This is a genomic window from Nocardia sp. NPDC056541, assembly GCF_042794235.1.
GTDB lineage: Bacteria > Actinomycetota > Actinomycetes > Mycobacteriales > Mycobacteriaceae > Nocardia.
Map to the genome: position 1 here is coordinate 74,592 of NZ_JBHTUD010000007.1, position 21,411 is coordinate 96,002.

Genomic DNA, 21,411 nt, shown 5'->3' on the forward strand with positions numbered 1-21,411 from the left:
GGGCGGGAAGCAACGCGTCGCCGATAGGTGTATCGAATAGGAAATGCGCGATCTCATGTCCAGAGAAAACCTGGACAACTCGAAGGCGAGGAAACATGCAAGACGACTCGGGTGACCCTGTGGAATCTCTCAGCTCCAGCAGGCAGGTAGCCGCGCTGATCGAACTGATCAAGGAAGATGATCAATCAAAGATTGATCTGGTGCTCCCTCTGTTCGGAAGTTCGGATATTGCAGTTCGAAGCGAGGCGGTCCGCGCGGCAGGGCTCCTTGGCGGAGCCTCCGTCGACGACGTTGGACCATTACTTGTCGGGATGCTCGAAGATCCAGACGAGCTCGTTCGCACCGAAGCGGCCGAAGCGCTCACTATGATCCAGTTCGCGCCTGCCGTCGGACCGCTGACATCGCATCTTCGATCCGACGATTCATGGATAGTCCGGGCGTCGGCGGCGGAAGCATTGGGACGCTATCCGGGAAGTTCGACAGCGGCGTTGTTCACGTGTGCGGACGATGATGACGAGCTGGACGAGGTTCGCAGGTACGCGATTCACTCTTTGGGTCAGACCCCGATCAATGACCCCGACAATAATATGGAAGCCCTTGTCAATAAGCTCGAGAACGACCCCGATCTCGGACTGCAGGTTCGTCTCGCCGCCTACCGAACCGGAGATAGGTCACAGATAGACGCGGTGAAGAATGCCGCTGCAACGATGAGTGAGTTCGATGCAAGTTTGGTCCTCAATGATATCGATGCTTTCCTGGACCATCCACGCCCACCGACACTGGAGGCCGATATTCCGACCATTGGCAACATTGTCGACATCATCGCTCTCCGTTGGCCGTTCGAACGACCGCACGCCGCGAAAGTCCGGAACAGATTGCCCGACGTGGGGGGACAGTAGCTCATTCAGTTCATCGCTCCGCCTTCAAGCATGAGAATGCTACGAGACACCGTTCAAATCGCATGCGCCGATCTGTCCGGACTATCTCTTCGCCGAGGAAGACGTGGACCAGATCGTTGCTGGTGTCCGCAACATCCGGACGACACCCGTTCCCAGCCAACCCGAGACATCTGCGGCGGGCTGATCCCTCAGGGCTTGTTGGACATGGCGGCGATGAGGGAGTTGGGGCGCATGTCGAGCCAGTGGGATTCCACGTAGTGGAGACAGGAGGTTCGGGGGGCGGCGCCGAAGGCTACCGACCAGCCGCCGGGGACGGCGGCGAAGGTGGGCCAGAGGGAGTGTTCGCCTTCGGTGTTGACCAGGACGTAGAACTGGGCGTTGTCGTCGTCGAACGGGTTGGTCATGGGGTGGCCTTTCCGAGGAGGGTGCCGAGGTGGGCTAATGCTGCCGGGGTGCCTTCGATTTCGTGGTGGGCGAGCTCGCTCGTGCGGAACAGGCGGTCGCTGTGGCCGGTGCGGGCGGACGGGAAGTGGGGGGTGAAGTCGGTGACGGTGACGCCGTAGGCGGCGATGAGGGCGGCTAACCGGGTGGGGTCGGGCGGTTCGGTGAGGACGACGGTCGCGCCGACTCGCAGGGGAAGCAGGTAGCCGTGCCAAGCGGTGGCGTCGCCGGTATGGGATTGGTGCAGATAGACATCGCGAGTGGTGAGGTGGTGGCGGGCCTGCATGGCGGTGACCCGGTGCACCGCGGCGGCATGGCTGATGGTGACGCTGTGCGTTGCGCCAGGGGGGAACAGCACGAAGGCGGGGTGCTGCGGCAGGATCGGGGCGCGATGTTCGCCGCGGGCGATGGGTTCGCTCGAATAGGTGGACAGAGATGCCCGATCGACCGTCACCGTCGGGATGTCGTAGGTGCCGAGGTGCTCGCGGGCGGCGATGGTCAGGGCCAGTGCCGGGTTGACGATCGGTGGGAGCCGGGGGTTCGCGGTGTCGATCGGTACCACGATCCCACCGGCTTTGAGGACCGCGTACGCCGCGACCACGAACTCGATGGAACCTGGGACATCCACGAGCACAGCCGATTCCGGGCCGATGCCGAGCGCGGTCAGATGCCGGGCCAGCTGATTGGTGCGCCGGTCGAGGTCACCGTAGGTGATGATCGAGGTCGGGCCGTCGGTCGGCGCATGGACGACGGCCGGGTCGAAAGGGGTTGCGGCGGCTTGGGCTTCGAACTCATCGAGCAGTAGTTCGTCGGCGAGACCGGTCGCGCGGGCGTAGGGCCCGTCATCGATGCGGCCGACGAATTCGATCTCGGCCGTCCAGGCGTCGCCCGGCGGCCTGCGGCGCACGAGGTCGCCGGTGGCGAACATGCGGTCGTCCACCGGACCGATGGGGTTCGCGAGGAAGGTCGCCGCGGTGGCCTGTCTGCCGACGTATCCGCGCGCCAATTGCACACCGGAGACATAGAGTTCACCGATTTCGCCGTCGGCTACCGGGCACAGGTGCTCGTCGAGGATCAGCAGTTCGACATCGTCAGCGGCCGATCCGAACGGGACCACCTCCAGGTCGGCGCCGGTCACCTCGTGCGCGACGAACTCGCCCGCCGTCTCGGGCCTGCCGTAGACGTGCCACAGCGTCGCACCGCTCACCGCGCGCAGGGCGGCGGCGGTTTCCGCGAGCAGTGGCCCACCCGAGCCGAGCACCACGCGCAGCGAGTCCAGACGCTGCTCGGCATCGGGCAGTGCTGCCAGCTCGGCGAGCTCGGCATGATCGAAACATGCTGCGGTCACCTGCGTTTCGGCAATCGCGTCGGCGAGCACCGCCGACGGCGAAACCACCAGCGTGGCACCGGTTTGCAGCGCGAGCAGCATCTCCCCCACCGCGGCCTGGCCGGCCAGCGGTGCGTGCCAGAGCACCGAATCGCCGATACCGATACCGCAGAGGCGCTGGCGCCAGCTCGAATTGGCCTGCGCCGCGCGATGCCCGACGATGACGGCGGTCGCGGCAACGACATCGACGACCAGGTAGGCGGGGTTGTCCGCGCCCGGCCCCGGTAGCTCATCGGGGGTGACGTCGACCGTGGCGTCGGTGTGCACGACCGGGAACCCGGCGGGGTGCGGTGTTCCGTCGCTGGTGAGGATCAGGGCGGGCGCGGCCAGCGCGGCAGTGCGACGCTGCACGTCACCGGGGCCGGTGGGGTCGAGCAGCACGAACGCACCGCCGGCGGCGAGCACCGCGTGCACAGCGACCACCAATTCCACCGAACGCGGAAGCGACACCGCGACAGTGGTTTCGGGGCCGACACCGTGCTCGAGGAGCGCGGCGGCCAACGCATCGACTCGCTCGGCCAGTTCGCCGTAGGTGAGGCCGATTTCGCCGTCGCGGACCGCGAGGATGTCGGGTTCGCGGTCGGCGTAGGTGGAGAAGGCGGCGAGCAGGGTCGCCGGGTCACGTGGTCGATCGCCGTCCAGGTCACGCAGGAGCGCGGCGAGGGTGGCAGCGGTCGTGACCGAATCCGTGTGCGACATCAGAGTTGTCCTTCCGAGTCGTCAACCGACGCTGTCCCGGCGATTACCGCGGCAGCATCGGTCACCAGTGTTTGCAGAGTCGAAGTGAGACCGGCCGCGCCGAGTGCGGCGAGCACGCCGGGCACGAGGCCGGCCAGCGCGACGTTCACCAACGCTTCAGGTTTCATCTTCGCGCCCATCGCCCTGCTCACCGCAGCGAGCTTGGCGTCGAGTGCTCCGTAAGAGATGGCGTGCTCGCCGTGGGTGAATGCCACGGTCGCCGGCGCGAGCCGAGCTGCCGAGCCGACGAGGCCCGGAAGATCGGCGATGGTGTAGGTGGTCGGGGTCTTTTCGGCATCGGTGCGCAGGTCGATCGCGCGCACCGCCACGGTGGGGTCGGCGGCGACGGTGGTGAGTACCTTGCGGAATCGCTCGGCCATGGTCCGGACCGTCGACGCGTCGAACAGGTCTGTGGCGTAGCCGAAGTGGAGGTCGAGGCCGTCCAGCGCGCCGTCGTCGCGATAGCGCTGCAGGGCGGTGAGATGCAGGTCGAATTTGGCCTCGGTGAGCCCGGGGTCCAAGGTCTGGACGTGGAGGCCGGGGAGCTCGATACCGCCGGGCGGCATGTTCTGGAAGGTCAGCATCACCTGGAACAGCGGCGTGTAGGCGCCGGTACGGGCGCGACCCACGGCGTCGACCACCTGCTCGAACGGAACATCGGCATGGGACAGCGCGGCCAGATCGCGGCGCTTCGCCTGGGTGAGCAGGTCGGTGAACGGTGCGCGGGCGTCGACCTCGGTGCGCAGGGCGACGGTGTTGACGAACATGCCGACGAGGTCGTCGAGTTCGCGGGCACCACGACCGGAGACCGGTGCGCCGATGGTGATGTCCGCGCTGCCGGATTGCTTGGCCAGCAGCACTGCCAGCGCGCTGTGGATCAGCGTGAACAGAGTGGTTCCGTTGGCGCGGGCCACGTCGTCGAGGCGGGTGGTGAGTGCGGAATCGATGTCGAATTCGATCGTCGCGCCGCGCATTTCACGACGGGCCGCGCGCGGGCGGTCTGTCGGCAACGCCAGTAGTTCGGGTGCGCCGGCGAGCTCGCGGGTCCAGTAGGCGAGCTGCCGGGTGAGCACACTGCCGGGGTCGGACTCGGAGCCGAGCAGATCGCGCTGCCAGGCACTGAAATCGCCGTACTGGATCGTCAGTGGGGCCCAGCCCGGTTCGCGCCCCTGGCCGCGATCCACATAGGCGCGCACCAGGTCCCGGGTGAGCGGGTCGATCGAGTATCCGTCCGCGCTGATGTGGTGCACCACGACGACGAGGACGTGATCGTTGTCGCCGAGGCGGTAGAGGGCGACCCGGATCGGGGGCGCGGCGGTGATGTCGAAGGGCTGCGCGACGAGCGCCGCGATCCGGGTTTCGACATCGGCGAGCGCCACCGGGAGGGGGGTGAGGTCGACGGCGGCGGACCAGGCGGGCATCACCTGCTGGATCGGGCCGTCGGTGGTGTCCGGGTAGCGGGTGCGCAGGGTGTCGTGGCGGGCCAGCAGGTCGGCGACGGCCGCCTGCAGGGCGGGTAGGTCGAGCTCGCCGGTCAGTCGGATGGCGGCCGGGATGTGGTAGGCCGAGGACTGTGGCGAGAGCTGGTGCAGCACCCACATGCGCTGCTGCGCGGGCGAGAGGACCGCGGGCCCTTCGCCGGTGCGCTTGGTCAGCGGGGGGCGGGCGATGGTGCGATCAGCGGTGGCGAGGTGCGCGGCCAGCGCGCCGACTGTCGGTGCGTCGAAGACCGCGGCCACGGCGACGTGGACGCCGAGCGCGGCGCCGAGGCGGGCAGCCAGGCGGGTTGCCATCAGCGAGTTGCCGCCGAGGGCGAAGAAGTCGTCGTCGAGTCCGGCGGCGGCGCAGCCGATCACCTCGGTGAACGTCTGGGCGACAAGCTGTTCGACCGCGGTGACCGGAGCGCGGAAGGCCGCTTCGGCGAACTGCGGTTCGGGCAGCGCCTTCCGGTCGACTTTGCCGTTGGCGTTCAGGGGCAGCGCGTCGAGCACCACCAGCGCCGCCGGAACCATGTAGGCGGGCAGGTCGGCGGCGAGCTCTCCGCGCAGCCGGGCGGCGATGGCGGGCTCGTCGCCCGGGGCCAGGTCCGCGACCGCCGCGTAGGCGATCAGGCGGGCACCCGCCCGCTCGTCGGTCGTGGCGATCGCGACTGCCGCCCGGACTTCGGCGCAGCGCAGCAGGGCTGTTTCGACCTCGCCGAGCTCGATGCGGAAGCCACCGATCTTGACCTGGAAGTCGGCGCGTTCGAGGTATTCGACCGTGCCGTCGGCGCGCCGACGGACGATGTCGCCGGTGCGATACATGCGCGAGCCGGTGTCGGCGAAGGGGTTCGCGACGAACCGGTCGGCGGTGAGGGCGTGGCGCCCGTGGTAGCCGCGGGCGAGCTGATCACCGGACAGATAGAGCTCGCCCGCGACGCCGATCGGGACGGGATGCAACCGGACGTCGAGAACGTAGAGCGCGCTGTTCCAGACGGGAGTACCGATCGGCACGACGTGCGACAGATCTTGCGCCACTTCGTATTCGGTGATCGAGACGGCTGCCTCGGTCGGCCCGTACAGGTTGTGCAGGGCCACGGTGGCGCCGACGGCACGGAACTCGGTGGCCGTCGCCGCGGGCAGGGCTTCACCGATCGCGAGGACGGCGCGCAACGAAACAGGCAGGGCGGGTGTCGCTTCGGTGGCCAGGAGCATGCCGACGAGCGAGGGAACGGCATGCAAGATCGTGACGCCGTGCCGGGTCATGGTGGCGCGCAGGCGATCCGGGTCGCGTTCGTCGCCGGGGCGGGTGACGATCAGGGCACCGCCGGAGGTGAGGGGCGACCAGAACTCCCAGACCGAGAGGTCGAAGGTGGCGGGTGTCTTCAGCAGCACCCGGTCGGCGGTGGTCATGGTGAAGCGCTCGCGCAGCCAGCCGAGCTGGTTGACGATCGCGGCGTGCGGAACGGTGACGCCCTTGGGCACGCCGGTGGAGCCGGAGGTGAAGATGATGTACGCGGGATGCTCGGGGCGCAGCGGGGCGATGCGCTCGGCATCGGTCACCGGCTCCGTCGAGAGTTCGCGCAGCGCGCGGTGGTCCAGCTCGAAGACCGGAACGTCCACGGCGATCGGCAGTCCGTCGGCGGCGGTGGTGAGCACGCACAGGGGCGCCGCGGTGGTGACGATGTAGGCGATACGGTCGGCCGGGTGGTCGGGGTCGATCGGCACGTACGCGCCGCCCGCCCGGACGACGGCGTGCATGGCGATGACGAGGTCGATGCCGCGGCGCATGGCCAGTACGACGGTGCGCTCCGGGCCGACTCCCTCGGCGATCAGGAGCCTGGCGACCTGGTTGACCTGTGCGTCGAAGGTGGCGTAATCCAGGGACTCGCCGGTTTCATCGTCTACCAGCGCGAGCGCGCCGGGGGTCAGGTCGCTCTGGCGCGCAACCAGTTCGGCGAGGGTGGTGGACTCGACGGGACGGGCGGTGTCGTTCCATGTTTCGAGCAGCAGCTCGCGGTCGGCACCGAGCATGTCGAGGTCACCGATGGCGGTCTCCGCCGCGCCGCTGACGGATGCGAGGATCCGGCACAGCTGACCGGCGAAGCGTTCGGCTGTTGCGGCGTCGAACAGCTCGGTGGCGTAGCCGAGGGCCATCTCGATTCCCGCCGGGGTGCCGTCCGCGGTGTAGTTGTCCAGGGCGAACAGATGCAGGTCGAACTGCGCGACACCGGCATCGAATTCGACAGCGGAGACGGACAGGCCGGGAAGTTCGAGCTGAGCGCGGTCGTGGTTCTGGAACGAGTAGCCGACCTGGAACAGCGGGTGTCGCGCGGTGGAGCGGGCGGGGTTGAGCACCTCGACCAACCGCTCGAACGGCACATCGGCGTGCGAGAACGCGGCGATGTCGGCGGCCCGCGCGGTGGCGAGCAGTTCGGTGAACGGGGCGTCGCTCACGACCTGGGTCCGCAAGACCAGGGTGTTGACGAACATGCCGATGACCTCGTCGAGCTCGGCTTCGCCACGGCCCGCGTTCGGGGTGCCGACGGCGATGTCGGCGGTACCGGAGATGCGGGCCAACAGGGCCGCGAACGCCGCGTGCACCACCATGAACAGGGTGGCGCCGTTGTCGCGCCCGAGCGCGGACAGCGCGGCGTGCAGGTCGGCGTCGACGGTGAAACTCACCTTGTCGCCGCGCAGGGTCTGGCGGGCGGGGCGGGGACGGTCGGTCGGCAGGGCCAGCTGGTCGGGAAGTCCGGCCAGCTGGGTCTGCCAGTAGCCGACCTGCTGGGCGGCGAGGGATTCCGGGTCGGCTTCGTCGCCGAGCAGGTCACGCTGCCACAGCGCGTAATCGGCGAATTGCACGGCGGGCGGCGCCCAGCCGGGGGCGGTGTCGGCGAGCCGGGCGGTATAGGCCCGCATGAGGTCGGCGACGAACGGGGCGATGGAGGAGCCGTCGGCGGCGATGTGGTGCAGGACGCCGGCCAGCACGAATTCGGTGTCGTCCACCCGGAACAGCCGCATGCGCACCGGGATCTCGGTGGTGACGTCGAAGGTGGTCTCGGCCAGTTCGCGAATCGCGGCCGGAAGCGCTGCCTCGCTGGTCGCCACCGGCGTGAGCGTGTCGCCCACGGCCGCTTCGGTGTTCACCGGTGGAGCCAGCGTCGGCATCGCTTCGGCGGCAGCGACGATCGACTGCGCGGGTGTGCCGTCGACCTCCGGGTACACGGTGCGCAGCGATTCGTGGCGGGCGACCACGTCGGCCATCGCGGCGCGCAGCGCGGTGACGTCGAGCGCCCCACTCAGGCGCAGCGCGAACGGGATGTTGTAGGCCACCGAGGCGCGGTCGAAGCGGTTGAGGAACCACATCCGCTGCTGGGCCGGGGACAGCGGGAGCAACTCGGGGCGAGCCCGGCCGACCAGCGCGGGGCGATCGACCTTCGACTGGGCGTCGATCGCGGCGGCCAGTTCGGCGACGCTCGGCGCCTCGAACAGCAGCCGGACACCCACGCGCCGGTCGAGCGCGGCGCCGATACGGGCCACGGCCTTTGCTGCCAGCAGCGAGCTGCCGCCGAGGGCGAAGAAGTCGTCGTCGGCGCCGATCGGCTGATCGTCGGCACGGCCGAGCACCTCGGTGTACACGGCGGCGATGATCTGCTCGGTGACGGTGGTCGGCCTGCGGTAGGTGGTGGTCTCGAAGACGGGGGCGGGCAGGGCCGCGCGATCGAGCTTGCCGTTGACCGTGAGCGGAATGCGCGCGACCGGCACGACAGCTGCCGGGAGCATGTGCTCGGGCAGGGTGCGTGCCAGCTCCTTGCGCAGGGCGGCGGTGTCGAGGTGGTCGGACTCCCCGACCACGTAGGCCACGATGCGCGGCTCGTCGACGAGGTCGGTCCGCACCAGCACGGCGACTTCGCGAGGTGCGATCGAGCTGTGCAGCAGCGCCGCTTCGATCTCGCCGAGCTCGACGCGGAAGCCACGGAGGTTGACCTGCTGGTCGGCGCGGCCGAGGTATTCGAGGTCGACGTGCGTGGCGCGCGACGACGCGAGCGCCCCCGTGGCGTCGTCGGCCACGACCGTCCAGCGGGCGAGGTCACCGGACCGGTAGGCGACGGATCCGGCAGGACCGTAGGGGTCGGCGACGAAGCGGCTCGCGGTCAGGTCGGGTCGACCCAGGTAGCCGCGCGCCAATTGCGGTCCGGAGACGTAGATTTCGCCGGGAACGCCGAGCGGGACGGGACGCAGGCGCGAATCCAGCACGCGCACTGTGAGTCCCGCGAGCGCACCGCCGATCACACTGGCCGAGCCGGTGTGCGGGGTGATCTCCCGGTAGGAGGCGTGGACGGTGGTCTCGGTGATGCCGTACATGTTCACCATGCGGGGCGAGTCCGGGTAGCGGGCGAACCAGCCGGCGAGGCGTTGCGGTTCGAGCGCCTCGCCACCGAAGATCACTGTGCGCAGGGCGTATTCGGTGGGTGCGGGCGCGGCCAGGTCGGCGGCGATGAGCTGGTAGAACGCGGACGGCGTCTGGTTGAGAACGGTGACGCGTTCGGTGCGGAGCAGTTCGCGGAACTGTTCGGGCGAACGGGAGGTGAAGTAGTCGACGAGAACGATCGAGCCACCGTGGAGCAGCGCGCCCCACAGTTCCCACACCGAGAAGTCGAAGGCGTAGGAGTGGAACATCGTCCACACGTCGGACGGTCCGAAGCCGAAGCGCTGCGCGGTGTTGTCCAGCAGCGCGATGACATTCGTGTGCGGGACGACGACGCCCTTGGGGCGGCCGGTCGAGCCGGAGGTGTAGATGACGTAGGCGGCGTTGGCCGGAGCCAGCGGGCTACGCCGGTCCGCGTCGGTCAGGGCGTCGGTGCCGAAGTCGGACAGGTTGTCCGCGCCGGGATCGATGACCGGACCACCGAACCAGTCGTGCGCCAGGCCGGTGTCGTCGTTGGTGATCGCACACTGCGGGCGGGCATCGTCGAGGACGTATTCGATGCGATCGGCGGGGTAGTTGGGGTCGATCGGCAGGTAGCCCCCGCCTGCCTTCAGCACGGCGAGCAGAGCGACCGGCAGCTCCACCGACCGCGGCAGGGTCACCGCTACCAGCGATTCCGGGCCGACGCCCGCGGCGACGAGTCGGCGGGCGAGACGGTTGGACCAGGCGTCGAGCTCGCCGTAGGTCAGCGCGCGCTCGCCCGCTTTCACGGCGATGGCGGTGGGGTCGAGGGCGGCGACGCGGGCGAACCGGTCCACCATGGTGTCGGCGGCGGCCACCGATTCGCCGGTGGACGACCAATCGTGCAGGGTGCGCTGCTGTTCTTCGGCGCTGAGCAACTGGATGTCGCCCACCACGACAGTCGGGTCGGCGACGACGGCGGCCAGCACCTGAGTGAAGCGCCGGGCCAGCACCGCGACGCTGCCCTCGTCGAACAGATCGGTGGCGTAGGCGATCTCGATGGACATGCCGTTCGCGCGGCCGTCGATGTCGTCGGATTCGCCGAGGGTGAACTGCAGGTCGAACTTCGCCACGGCGGCGTCGAAATCGAGAGATTCCACGCGCAGGTCCGCGGCCTCCAGCGCGGGAACGGTGAAGTTCTGTAGCGCCAGCGCCACCTGGAACAGCGGGTGCCGGTTGCGGGCTCGCGCCGGGTCGATGGCATCGACGACCTGCTCGAACGGGACGTCGGCGTGCGAGAGGGCGTCGAGGTCGCCGGCCCGGACGGCGTCGAGGGTCGTTTCGAATTCGGCGCGCGGGTCGATCTGGGTGCGCAGTACCAGGGTGTTGACGAACATGCCGATCAGCCCGTCGAGGGCGGCCTCGCCGCGGCCCGCGACCGGTGTGCCGATGGCGATGTCGCTGCCCCCGGACAGGCGGGCCAGCAGGACCGCGAGCGCTGCGTGCACCGTGCTGAACAGGGTGGCCTCGTGCTTGCGCGCGAGTTCGCGCAGTTCACTGTGCAGATCGGAGTCGATCTGGAAGCGGTGGACGGCGCCACGGAAGGTGGACTCGGCCGGGCGGGGACGGTCGGTGGGCAGGTCGAGCTGCTCGGGGAGACCGGCGAGACCATGGCGCCAGAACGCCAGTTGGGTGTGCGCGAGCGACGCGGGATCGGCTGTCTCGCCGAGGTTTTCGTGCTGCCAGAGGGCATAGTCGGCGTACTGGACGGGCAGCGGTGTCCAGGTGGGGGTGGCGCCCGCGCGGCGGGCGGCGTAGGCGGCCATCAGATCGGCGGCCAGCGGGCCGAGCGAGAAACCGTCGGCGGCGATGTGGTGGACCACCAGGACCAGCACGTGGTCGGTGTTCAGCGCGAACAAGGCCGCGCGCAGCGGGATCTCGGCGGTGAGGTCGAATCGGACCGCGGCGCACGACAGCAGGCGTTCGGGCAGCTCCGACTCGGTGATCGCCTCGGGCCGCAGAGTGATTGCGGTGGCGTCCGAGATCACCTGTTCGGCGCCCTCCGGCCCCTCCGGGTAGCTGGTTCGCAAGGTTTCGTGCCGGGCGACCACATCGGCGAGAGCCGCTTCGAGGGCAGCGAGGTCGAGGTCGCCGGTGAGCCGCAGCGCGACGGGGATGTTGTCGACAGCGTCGCCGATGCCGTCGACGTCGGCGAGGTAGCGGTTGAGAAACCACATCCGGCGCTGCGCCGCGGACAGCGGAATCCGCCGGGGCCGTTCCCGAGTGGTGAGTTCGAGCCGCCCGCCGGTGCCGCGCAGGGCAGTGCACCGGTCGGCCAGATCGGCCACCGTCGGTGCGTCGAACAGCAGCCGGACCGGAATCTGGGTGTCGAGGGCGGCGCCGAGGCGGGCCGCGACCTGGGTGGCGTTGAGGGAGTTGCCGCCGAGGGCGAAGAAGTCGTCGTCTAGACCGACTTCGCGGTCGGCGGGGAAGCCGAGCACCGTGGCGAAGGTGACCGCGACGATGCGCGCGACCTCGGTGGACGGCGCGCGGAAGACGGCCGCCTCGAAACTCGGTGCGGGCAGCGCCTTTCGATCGAGCTTGCCCGACGAGTTGAGCGGGAACTCGTCGAGAACGACGAAGGCCGCGGGGACCATGTAGGCGGGCAGAGTGCGGCTGAGCGTGGACTTCACCGCATCCACGTCGACATGCTGTGCGGCAACGAGATACGCGACCAGGGTCTCGTCGCGCACGATCACCGCGGCCTGGGTGATCTCGGGAACCCCGGAGAGCACGGCTTCGATCTCGCCGAGTTCGATGCGCAGACCACGCAGCTTCACCTGGAAGTCGGTGCGGCCCAGGTACTCCAGCTCGCCGGCCGACGTCCAGGTGACGAGGTCACCGGTGCGATACATGCGCTCGGCGGTGGTGAACGGGTTGGCGACGAAGCGGTCGGCGGTGAGGTCGGCGCGGCCCGCGTAGCCGCGAGCGAGCTGGGCGCCCGCCAGGTACAGCTCGCCGGGCACGCCGACGGGGACCGGGCGCAGGCGGCCGTCGAGGACGTAGACCTGGGTGTTGTGCACCGGCGCACCGATCGGCACGGTGACGGTATCGGCGTCGATCACCTCGTGGAAGGTCACGTCCACCGCGGCCTCGGTGGGGCCGTACAGGTTGTGCACAGCCGTCCCCGTGAGCCCGCGCAGCAATTGGGCGGGCGCGGGCGCCAGCGCCTCGCCGGAGGCGAACACCAGACGCAGCGATGCGCAGTCCCCGGCGGTCCGCGTGGTCGCCTCGTCGGCGTGCGCACTGTCGAGCACCGCGACGAAGACCGACAGCATCGACGGGACGAAGTGGGCGACGGTGATCCGCTCGTCGGTGATCAGCCGGATCAGATAGGCGGGGTCGCGGTGACCGTCCGGGCGGGCGAGCACGAGCCGGGCGCCGATCTGCAAGGGCCAGAAGAACTCCCAGACCGACACGTCGAAGGTGGCCGGGGTCTTCTGCAGCACGGCGTCGTCGGGGGTGAGCCGGTAGGCGTCCTGCATCCACACCAGACGGTTGACGATCGCGGCATGGGAGACGACGACGCCCTTGGGCGTGCCTGTCGAGCCGGAGGTGAAGATCAGATAGGCGGCGTTGTCCCGGGTGAGCGTGGCCAGGCGGTCGGCGTCGGTGATCGGCTCGGCCGAGTAGTCGGTGGTGTCGACCTGCTCGAGATCGAGAACCGCGCAGTGCTCTCCCGCCGCCTCCACCCCGGTGAGGTCGAGGTCGTCGCTGCGGCGGGTCAATACGCAGACCGGGTCGGCGGCGGCGATCACCTGAGCGATGCGCTCGGCGGGGTGATCCGGATCGAGGGGCACGTAGGCGCCACCGGCGGCGATGACGGCGTACATGGCGACGACCGAGTCGATCGAACGGCGCATGCCGATTGCCACGGTGCGGTCGGGGCGGACGCCGATCGAGATCAGCAGGCGGGCGAGGCGATTCACCGCGTCCGCGAACCCGGAATAGCTCAGCGACTCGCCCTCGAGGGTCACCGCGGTCGCGTTCGGGGTGCGCTCGGCCTGCGCCGCGAACAGCGAGGCCAGCGTCATCCGTTCGTCGACCGGGTACTCGGTGGCGTTCCAGGCGCCGAGCACGCGAATACGCTCGTCGGCGTCGAGGAGGTCGATGTCGCCGATCACCACGTCGGGATCGGCGGTCACCGTATCCAGCGTCCGCAGGAAGCGGGTGCCGAAATCTGTGATGGTCTGCGCGTCGAAGAGGTCGGTCGCGTACTCGAAGCGGGCGAGCAGGCCGTCGGCGGTCTCGCGCAGCGTGAGGTGCAGGTCGAATTTGGCTGTGTGGGTATCGATCTCGAGCTCCGTGGCGGTCAGGCCCGCGAGTTCGAGTTCGGTTCGGGAGTTGTTCTGGAAGTCGAGCATCACCTGGAACAGCGGGTGCCGGGCGGTCGAGCGCTCGGGGTTGAGGACCTCCACGAGCCGGTCGAAGGCGACGTCGGCGTTGGCGAGGGCGCGCAGGTCGCTGTCGCGGACGGTGCCGAGCAGTTCGGCGAAGGTGGCGTCGGGGCGGATCCGGGTGCGCAGCACGAGCGTGTTGACGAACATGCCGACCAGGTCGTCGAGCGCCTGGTCACCGCGACCGGCGACCGGGGTGCCGATCGAGATGTCCTGCTGACCCGACAGTTCGGCGAGGGTGGTGGCGAAGGCGGTGTGCAGCACCATGAACAGCGAGGCATTGGCTCGCGCACCGATGCCGCGCAGTCGGTCGACGATCTCGGCGGGCACCGTGAACGCTTGGCGCGCACCGCGTCCCGAGGCCACGGCCGGGCGCGGTCGATCAGTCGGCAGCGAGAGCAGGTCGGGCAGGTCGGCCAGTTCCGTCGTCCAGAACGTGAGCTGTTGTGACAGTGCGGATTCGGCGTCGTCCTCGGCGCCGAGCGCATCGCGCTGCCAGAGGGCGAAGTCGGCGTACTGCACCGGCAGCGGCGTCCACTGGGGTGCTGCGGCGGCCAGGTGGGCGGCGTAGGCGACCATCACATCGCGGGTCAGCGGCGCGACCGACCAGCCGTCGGCGGCGATGTGGTGCAGTACGAGGACGAGGACGTGCTCGTCGGTGCCGGTGTGCAGCAGGTGCAGGCGGACCGGGGGTTCGGAGTCCACCGCGAACGGGACGGCGGCCAGCGCGCGGATCCGGTTGCCGAGGTCGACCGGGGCGATCGCGCGCGGTTCGAGGGTGATCGTCAGCTGGTCGGCGTCGAGCACCTGCTGGAACGGGATGCCGTCGACGGCGGGGTAGCGGGTCCGCAGCGCCTCGTGTCTGGCGAAGACCGCGGCGACGGCCGCGTTCATCGCGGCGTAGTCGATGACGCCGGTGAGGCGGATGGCGGCGGCGATATTGTCGGCGACCGATTCGGCGTCGAACTGGTTCAGGAACCACATGCGCTGCTGCGCGTAGGACAGCGGAATCCGGTGCGGCCGTTCGCCTGCCACCAGCGCGGGCCTCGGCGCGACCGCGTCCGCGGTGCCGAGCAGGGCGGCGAGCGCGGTGACGGTTGGCGCCTCGAACAGCGACTTCAGCGAGACCGTGCGGCCGAGCGCGGTGCCCAGACGCGACACCACCTGGGTGGCGACGAGCGAGTTGCCGCCGAGGGCGAAGAAGTCGTCGTCGGCGCCGATCGGCGCGGCACCGAGCACCTCGCCGAAGACCTGGGCCACCACGGACTCGGTGCCTGCGGCGGGCGCGCGGAACGAACGCGCGGCGAACACCGGCTCCGGCAGGGCCTTGCGGTCGAGCTTGCCGTTGGGGGTGAGCGGCAGGGCATCGATCACCACGAACGCGGACGGCACCATATGCGCGGCGAGGGTGCCGCGCAGGGCGGCGGCGAGCGCATCGATCAGCTCGTCGGTCTCGACGGCGGGCACGACATAAGCGATGAGCTGATCGCCTCGGTGCGGGTCGGCGCGCACCAGCACCGCGGCCTGGCGAACCGAGGGCTGGGCGAGCAGGGCGGATTCGACTTCCCCGAGTTCGATGCGGAAACCCCGGAGTTTGACCTGGTCGTCGTTGCGGCCCAGGTAGTCGAGGGTGCCCTCCGGAGTCCAGCGGACCAGGTCTCCGGTGCGGTACATGCGCTCCGACGACGCCCACGGGCAGGCGACGAAGCGGGTCGCGGTGAGTGCGGCGCGGGAGCGATAGCCGCGCGCGAGCTGGGCACCCGCGACGTACAGCTCGCCCGCGACGCCGACAGGGACCGGCCGCAGCCGGGAGTCGAGGACCCACTGGGTGATGCCGCGCAGCGGCGTGCCGAGGGTCAGCGGGGAATCGGCGGTGAGCGGGGCGCTGATGTTGGTGGCGACCGTGGTCTCGGAGGGGCCGTAGGCGTTCACGAACGCGCGGGGAACGGGTCCGGTTGTCCAGCGGGCGATCAGGTCGGGCGGGCAGGCTTCGCCGCCGACCATCACCATGCGAAGGGCGTCGAGCGGGGTGGGGTCGAGCACGGACAGACCGGACGGGGTCATCAGGGCGTGCGTGACGCGCTGTTCCGAAAGCAGTTGGGCCAGTTCAGCTCCCACGTGCCGCCCGGGCGGGGCGATCACCAGCGTCGCGGCGGAATTCACCGCGAGCAGTAGTTCCATCACCGAGATGTCGAAGGACGGGGAGCCGACCTGGAGGACGCGGGCGTCGGCGGTGCCGAACATGCGCGCGGTTTCCTCGGCGGCGAAACCGGCGATACCCGCCTGGGTGACGAGCACGCCCTTGGGCAGGCCGGTCGAGCCGGAGGTGTAGATGACATAGGCGAGGTGCTGGGCGCGCAGGGGTCGCACGCGGTCGAAGTCGGTGACGGGATCGCTGGAACGCCCGGCGCATTCGGCCATCAGCTTCAGCTCGTCGAGGACCAGCCAATCGAGCGGGCCGGGCAGCGCGGACAGCGACTCGGACACTGTAAGACCTAGTCGGGCCCCGGAATCGGTCACCATATGGGTGATCCGATCGAGCGGGTAGCTCGGGTCGACGGGCAACCAGGCGGCACCGGACTTGGCGATCGCCCACACCGCGAGCACCGACTCGATGGAGCGGGAGATGCCGACGGCGATCACGTCGTCGGGGCCGGCGCCGCTGTCGATGAGGACCCTGGCCAGGCGTGACGACGCCCGGTCGAGTTCGCGGTAGGTGAGGGTGCGGTCGCCGTCGGTGACGGCATCGCGATCCGGGTCGGCGGCGACCGCGCCGGCCAGGAGGTCGGGTAGCAGACCGGTGGCGGTGACCGGTGCGCCGCGCATGCCGGTGAGCTGGGAGTGTTCGGGCGCCGACAGCAGCGGTAGGTCGCCGACCGCGGTGTCCGGCGCGGCGACGGCCGCGGCGAGTAGCCGCACGAAACGCGCACCGAAGGTGTGCATCTCGGACGCGTCGAACAGGTCGGCGGCGTACAGGGTGACGGCGTCGATGCCTGCGGGTTCACCTGCGGCACCGCGTCGTTCGGCGAGGGTGAGCTGTAGGTCGAACTTGGTGATGTCGAGCTCGATCTCACGCACCGTCACCGGCGAGCCCGGCAGGTCGAAGGTGGTGTCGAGGACGGCCTGGAAGTTCAGCGCCACCTGGAACAGCGGGTGCCGGGACTGCGAGCGGGCCGGGTTGACCACGTCGACCAGGCGATCGAAGGGAACGGTGGCATGCGCGAAGGCGGCCAGGTCGGTTTCGCGGGTGTGCTCGAGCGCGGCGACGAAGCTCGCGGCGGGGTCGACCTCGGTGCGCAACACCAGGGTGTTGACGAACATGCCGATCAGGTCGTCGATGGCCCGGTCGCCGCGGCCCGCGACGCCGGTGCCGATGGCGATGTCGGTGGTGCCGGACAGACGGGCGAGGAGCACCGACAACGCGGTGTGCACAACCATGAACAGCGAGGCGCCTGCCCGCTGGGCCAGCCCGGCGAGCTGACGGTGCAGATCGGCGTCGATGGTGAAGGCGGTGCGGGCGCCGCGCATGCTCGGCTCGATCGGCCGCCGGCGACGCGAGGGCAGCTCGAGCTGGTCGGGCAGACCAGCCAGAGTCCGCTCCCAGAAAGCGATTTCGCGGGAGGCCAGCGACTGCGGATCGGTTTCGGCACCGAGGAGCTCGCGCTGCCAGAGGGCGTAGTCGGCGTACTGCACACTCAGCGGCGACCAGCCGGGCGCGACGCCGTCGGTGGCGGCGCGGTACGCGGTGAGCACATCGCGGACGAGCACCTGCAGCGAAACACCGTCTGCCGCAATATGATGCAGCACGACAGCGAGGACACACTCCTGCGCCGCGACGCTCGGTGGCCGTGGTGCCGAGTTGTCCACAGTTGTGTCGGGGGCCGGAACAACGAAGATGCCCGCACGCACCGGTGCTTCACGTTCGAGGTCGAACCCGGTACGCGCGAAGCGGGTGAGCTCCGCGTCGAGGTCGGCGGCTTGCACTTCGACGGGGTCACCGAGACGGACCAGCCCGGCATCGCGGACGACCTGCTCGGCCACCTCACCACCGGGAGTGCCGACCGCGGGGAACACGGTCCGCAGCGCCTCGTGGCGGTCGACCACCGCGTGCAGGGCCGCGACCAGGGCGGGGAGATCGGCGGTGCCGCGCAGGCGGATGACGAACGGCATGTTGTAGCCGGGCGCCGAGGGATCGAAGCGGTTGAGGAACCAGATCCGTTGCTGTGCGGGCGACAGCGGGATCAGCGCCGGGCGGGGGCCCGCGGTGAGCACCGGGAGCTGGGCCGAGACGCCGGTGTCGTCGCGATCGGCGATGGCGGCAGCGAGGCGGGCCACGGTGGTCGCGCCGAACAGATCGCGCACGCCGAGGCGGCAGCCGAGGTCGGCGCCGAGGCGGGCCGCGACCTGGGTGGCGACCAGGCTGTTGCCGCCGAGGGCGAAGAAGTCGTCGTCGCGGCCGATGCGGTCGAGGCCGAGGACCTCGCCGAAGACCCTGGCCACCGTCTGTTCCACCGGGCCGACCGGTTCGGCGTAGGTGACGACCGCGCGGGTGGGAGCGGGCAGGGCCTTACGGTCCAGCTTGCCCGACGCGTTCACCGGAAGGGCCTCGAGCAGCACGAACGCCGCGGGCACCATGTAGGCGGGCAGCGCGCGCAGTGCGGTCTCGCGCAGATCGTCGATCGACACCGAGCCCGGCTCGGCTTCCACGACATAGGCGACCAACTGCTCGCCGACGCCCGCGTCGTCCCGGACCAGCACTACCGCGCGCGCCGCGGCGTCCACACTCTCCAACACTGACTCGATCTCGCCGAGCTCGATGCGCAGCCCGCGCAGCTTCACCTGGAAGTCGGTGCGCCCCAGGTATTCCAGCTCGCCGTTGGTGGTCCAGCGGACCAGGTCACCGGTGCGGTACATCCGCTCGCCCGGCAGTGGATGGGTGGCAGTGCTGCCGGAACCACCGTCGGGCAGCACACGCCCGGAGTCGGCGGCGACCACCGCGGGCGCGGCGACGAAACGTCCGGCGGTGAGCTCGGGACGTCCGACATAACCCCGGGCGAGCTGTACCCCCGACAGATACAGCTCACCCGGAGCCCCGACCGGAACGGGCCGCAGCCGTGAGTCGAGAACATGGAGCCGGGTGTTGAACACCGGCGCGCCGATCGGCACTGTGACCCGGTCGCTGTCGTTCACCTCGTGGAAGGTGACGTCGACGGCGGCCTCGGTCGGGCCGTAGAGATTGTGCAGGCGAGCGCCCGTCAGCAGCCGCAGCCGCTGGGCAGGCGCGGCGGGCAATGCCTCGCCGGAGGCGAAGACCAGCCGCAGCGAGGTGCGCTCGGCGATTTCCTGTTGGGCCAGGAACACTTCGAGCATCGAGGGCACGAAATGTGCGACAGTGACGCCGTATTCGCTGATCACGCGGCGCAGATAGCCGGGGTCACGGTGGCCGTCCGGCTCGGCGAGCAGCAGCGTCGCACCGATCTGCAAGGGCCAGAAGAACTCCCACACCGAGACGTCGAAGGTCATCGGCGTCTTCTGCAACACCACATCGACCCCGTGCAGGCGGTAGGTGTGCTGCATCCAGACGAGGCGGTTCACGATCGCGGCGTGCTCGACCGCGACGCCCTTGGGCAGACCGGTGGAGCCGGAGGTGAAGATGATGTAGGCGGGATGGCCGGGGCGCAGCGGCGCGGTGCGGTCGGCATCGGTCAGGGGGGCGTCGTCGTAGTCGCTCAGATCGAGGGCGTCGACGGCCAGCACCGGCCGTCCGTCGACAGGTGCACTATCGCGGGTGGTCGTGAGCACGGCCGCCGGTGCGGCGGTGGCGAGGATGTGGGCGATGCGCTCAGCCGGATGATCCGGGTCGATCGGCACGTAGGCCGCGCCGGCGGCGAGCACCGCGTACATCGCCACCACCAGTTCGGGCGAGCGCCGAATACTCAGCGCCACCAGCGATTCCGGCCCGATGCCGTCCGCGCGCAGCCGCCGGGCCAGCCGGTTGGCCCGCTGCGCCAGCTCGCGATAGGTGAGGGTCGCGTCCGCCGAAGACACGACGGCGTTGTCCCGAACAGCGTCGGTGCGCGAGGACGTCGCCATCCGCACGGCCACGTCATCGGGGGTGCGCGCGACCTGGGCCTCGAACACAGCGGGCAGAGTCGCGACCGGCACCGAACGCTCGGCCAGCGCGGCGTCGATGTCGAATCGGGTGGAGTTCCAGATCCGGGTGCTGACCTGCAGCTCCAGCTCGGTCGCGACCTCGATCGCGCCGAGCGCGGTGTCGAGGTCGGTAGCGGCCAGCCGCTCGAGGAAGCCGAGGAAGCGGGCGTGGTGCCTGGCCAGGGTGTCGGCGTCGTAGAGATGCGGGTTGGCCTCGAAATCGACGTGCACCCGATCGCGGTCGCCGTAGTAGACGTTGAGACTCAAGTCTTCGATCGGGCCGGTGGACAGCACCCGGTAGCGGCCGGTGGTGGTGCCGAGGGTGAGGTCACTGCGGAAGAGCATGAAGTTGGCGAGCGGGCCGAACAGCGCGCGCCGGGCGGGGCGGCCGTCGTCTTCGGCGTCGCGGCGGATGTCCTCGGCCCGGTAGCGCTGATGACGCAGCGCACCCGCCACCTCGACCCGGGCCGCGCGCAGCAGTTCACCCCAGGTGGCGGGTGAGCCCGCCGCACCCGTGGGCAGTCGCAGCGGCACGATGTTGGACAGCATCCCCGCCGAGCGGCGCATGACCGCGGTGGTGCGAGCGGTGACGGGCAGGCTCAGTACCGCGTCCGGCCGATCGGTGAGGCGGCCCAGGTAGGCGGCGAAGGCGGCCAGCAGCACCGCGGAGATGGTCGAATCATCGCTGGCGGCAATAGTTTCCAGGCGGTCGACCAGCTTTTCCGACAGGCGCCCGCCGGTCACCAGGTTGATCGCCGAACGCGGCGCGGTGCGGCCGTCGAGCGCGGTGGGGCTGTCCAGGCCCGCGATCCGCTGAGCCCAGTGCTCACGATCGCCGACGAAACGGGTGCTCTCGCGGTAGCGCTGTTCGCCCTCGACCAGCGCCGACAGCTCACCCGGCACCACCTCGCGCGCCGGGGTGTCGAGCATCCGCGCGGTGTACAGCTCGGCGATGCGCTGGGAGTTGGTGAACGCGCCGTACCCGTCGAGCACGATGTGGTGGCCGCGCAAGTACCAGAACCAGCGGGTCTCGCCGACGCGCAACACAGCGCCCGCCACCAGCCGGTCGGTGAGCAGGTCGATGGGGGCGCCGAATTCCGCGCGCATCCATTCCTGCGCGGCGGCCACGGGGTCGTCGTGGTGGCGCAGGTCGATCAGCGGCAGCTCCTGCTCGACCGCGATGGTGTGGTCGACGTACTGGTGCGGGACACCGTCGAACTCGCCGATGCGCACCAGCGGCGAACCGTAGGCGTGCGCGGCCTCGGCCGTAACCTGCTGCAGCACAGCGGCATCGAGTTCGCCGTCGATGTCGACGTACTGGGCGATGGTGATCGGGACATCGGGGTCGAGCAGCTGTGCGTACCAGACACCCAGCTGGGCCGGGGTCAGCGGAAACGGCAGACCGACGACCCGCGCTTCCTGTGGTCGCGCACTGAACCCACCCAACTCCGTACCGTGCACCAGA

The 21,411-nt window shown here is 69.9% G+C and carries 4 protein-coding genes; 1 reads left to right on the forward strand and 3 read right to left on the reverse strand.

Annotated elements, in window-relative coordinates:
* Positions 1-95 precede the first annotated feature (95 nt).
* Entirely contained in the window at positions 96-899 is an 804-nt protein-coding gene (locus tag ACFQ9R_RS13940; RefSeq protein ID WP_378990872.1) for a HEAT repeat domain-containing protein, read from the forward strand.
* Between the two features lie 188 nt (positions 900-1,087).
* Here ACFQ9R_RS13940 and ACFQ9R_RS13945 read toward each other — a convergent pair whose 3' ends face one another.
* From ACFQ9R_RS13945 to ACFQ9R_RS13955, 3 genes are read right to left on the reverse strand one after another with little or no spacing between them, the layout of a single operon-like run.
* Entirely contained in the window at positions 1,088-1,303 is a 216-nt protein-coding gene (locus ACFQ9R_RS13945) for an MbtH family protein (RefSeq protein ID WP_056814159.1), read from the reverse strand.
* On the reverse strand, positions 1,300-3,426 hold the full coding sequence (locus tag ACFQ9R_RS13950; protein ID WP_378990874.1) for an AMP-binding protein: 2,127 nt from the start codon (positions 3,424-3,426) through the stop codon (positions 1,300-1,302). The genes ACFQ9R_RS13945 and ACFQ9R_RS13950 overlap by 4 nt, the downstream gene beginning before the upstream one ends.
* Positions 3,426-21,407, reverse strand: coding sequence for a non-ribosomal peptide synthase/polyketide synthase (locus tag ACFQ9R_RS13955; RefSeq protein ID WP_378990875.1), 17,982 nt, complete (start codon positions 21,405-21,407; stop codon positions 3,426-3,428). Before ACFQ9R_RS13955 ends, ACFQ9R_RS13950 begins: the two co-directional genes overlap by 1 nt.
* Between the last annotated feature and the right edge of the window lie 4 nt (positions 21,408-21,411).

Bases quoted from the DNA above. Each gene is read 5' to 3' on its own strand.
- ACFQ9R_RS13940 (WP_378990872.1), top strand. From the start codon at position 96: ATGCAAGACGACTCGGGTGACCCTGTGGAATCTCTCAGCTCCAGCAGG.
- ACFQ9R_RS13945 (WP_056814159.1), bottom strand. From the start codon at position 1,303: ATGACCAACCCGTTCGACGACGACAACGCCCAGTTCTACGTCCTGGTC.
- ACFQ9R_RS13950 (WP_378990874.1), bottom strand. From the start codon at position 3,426: ATGTCGCACACGGATTCGGTCACGACCGCTGCCACCCTCGCCGCGCTC.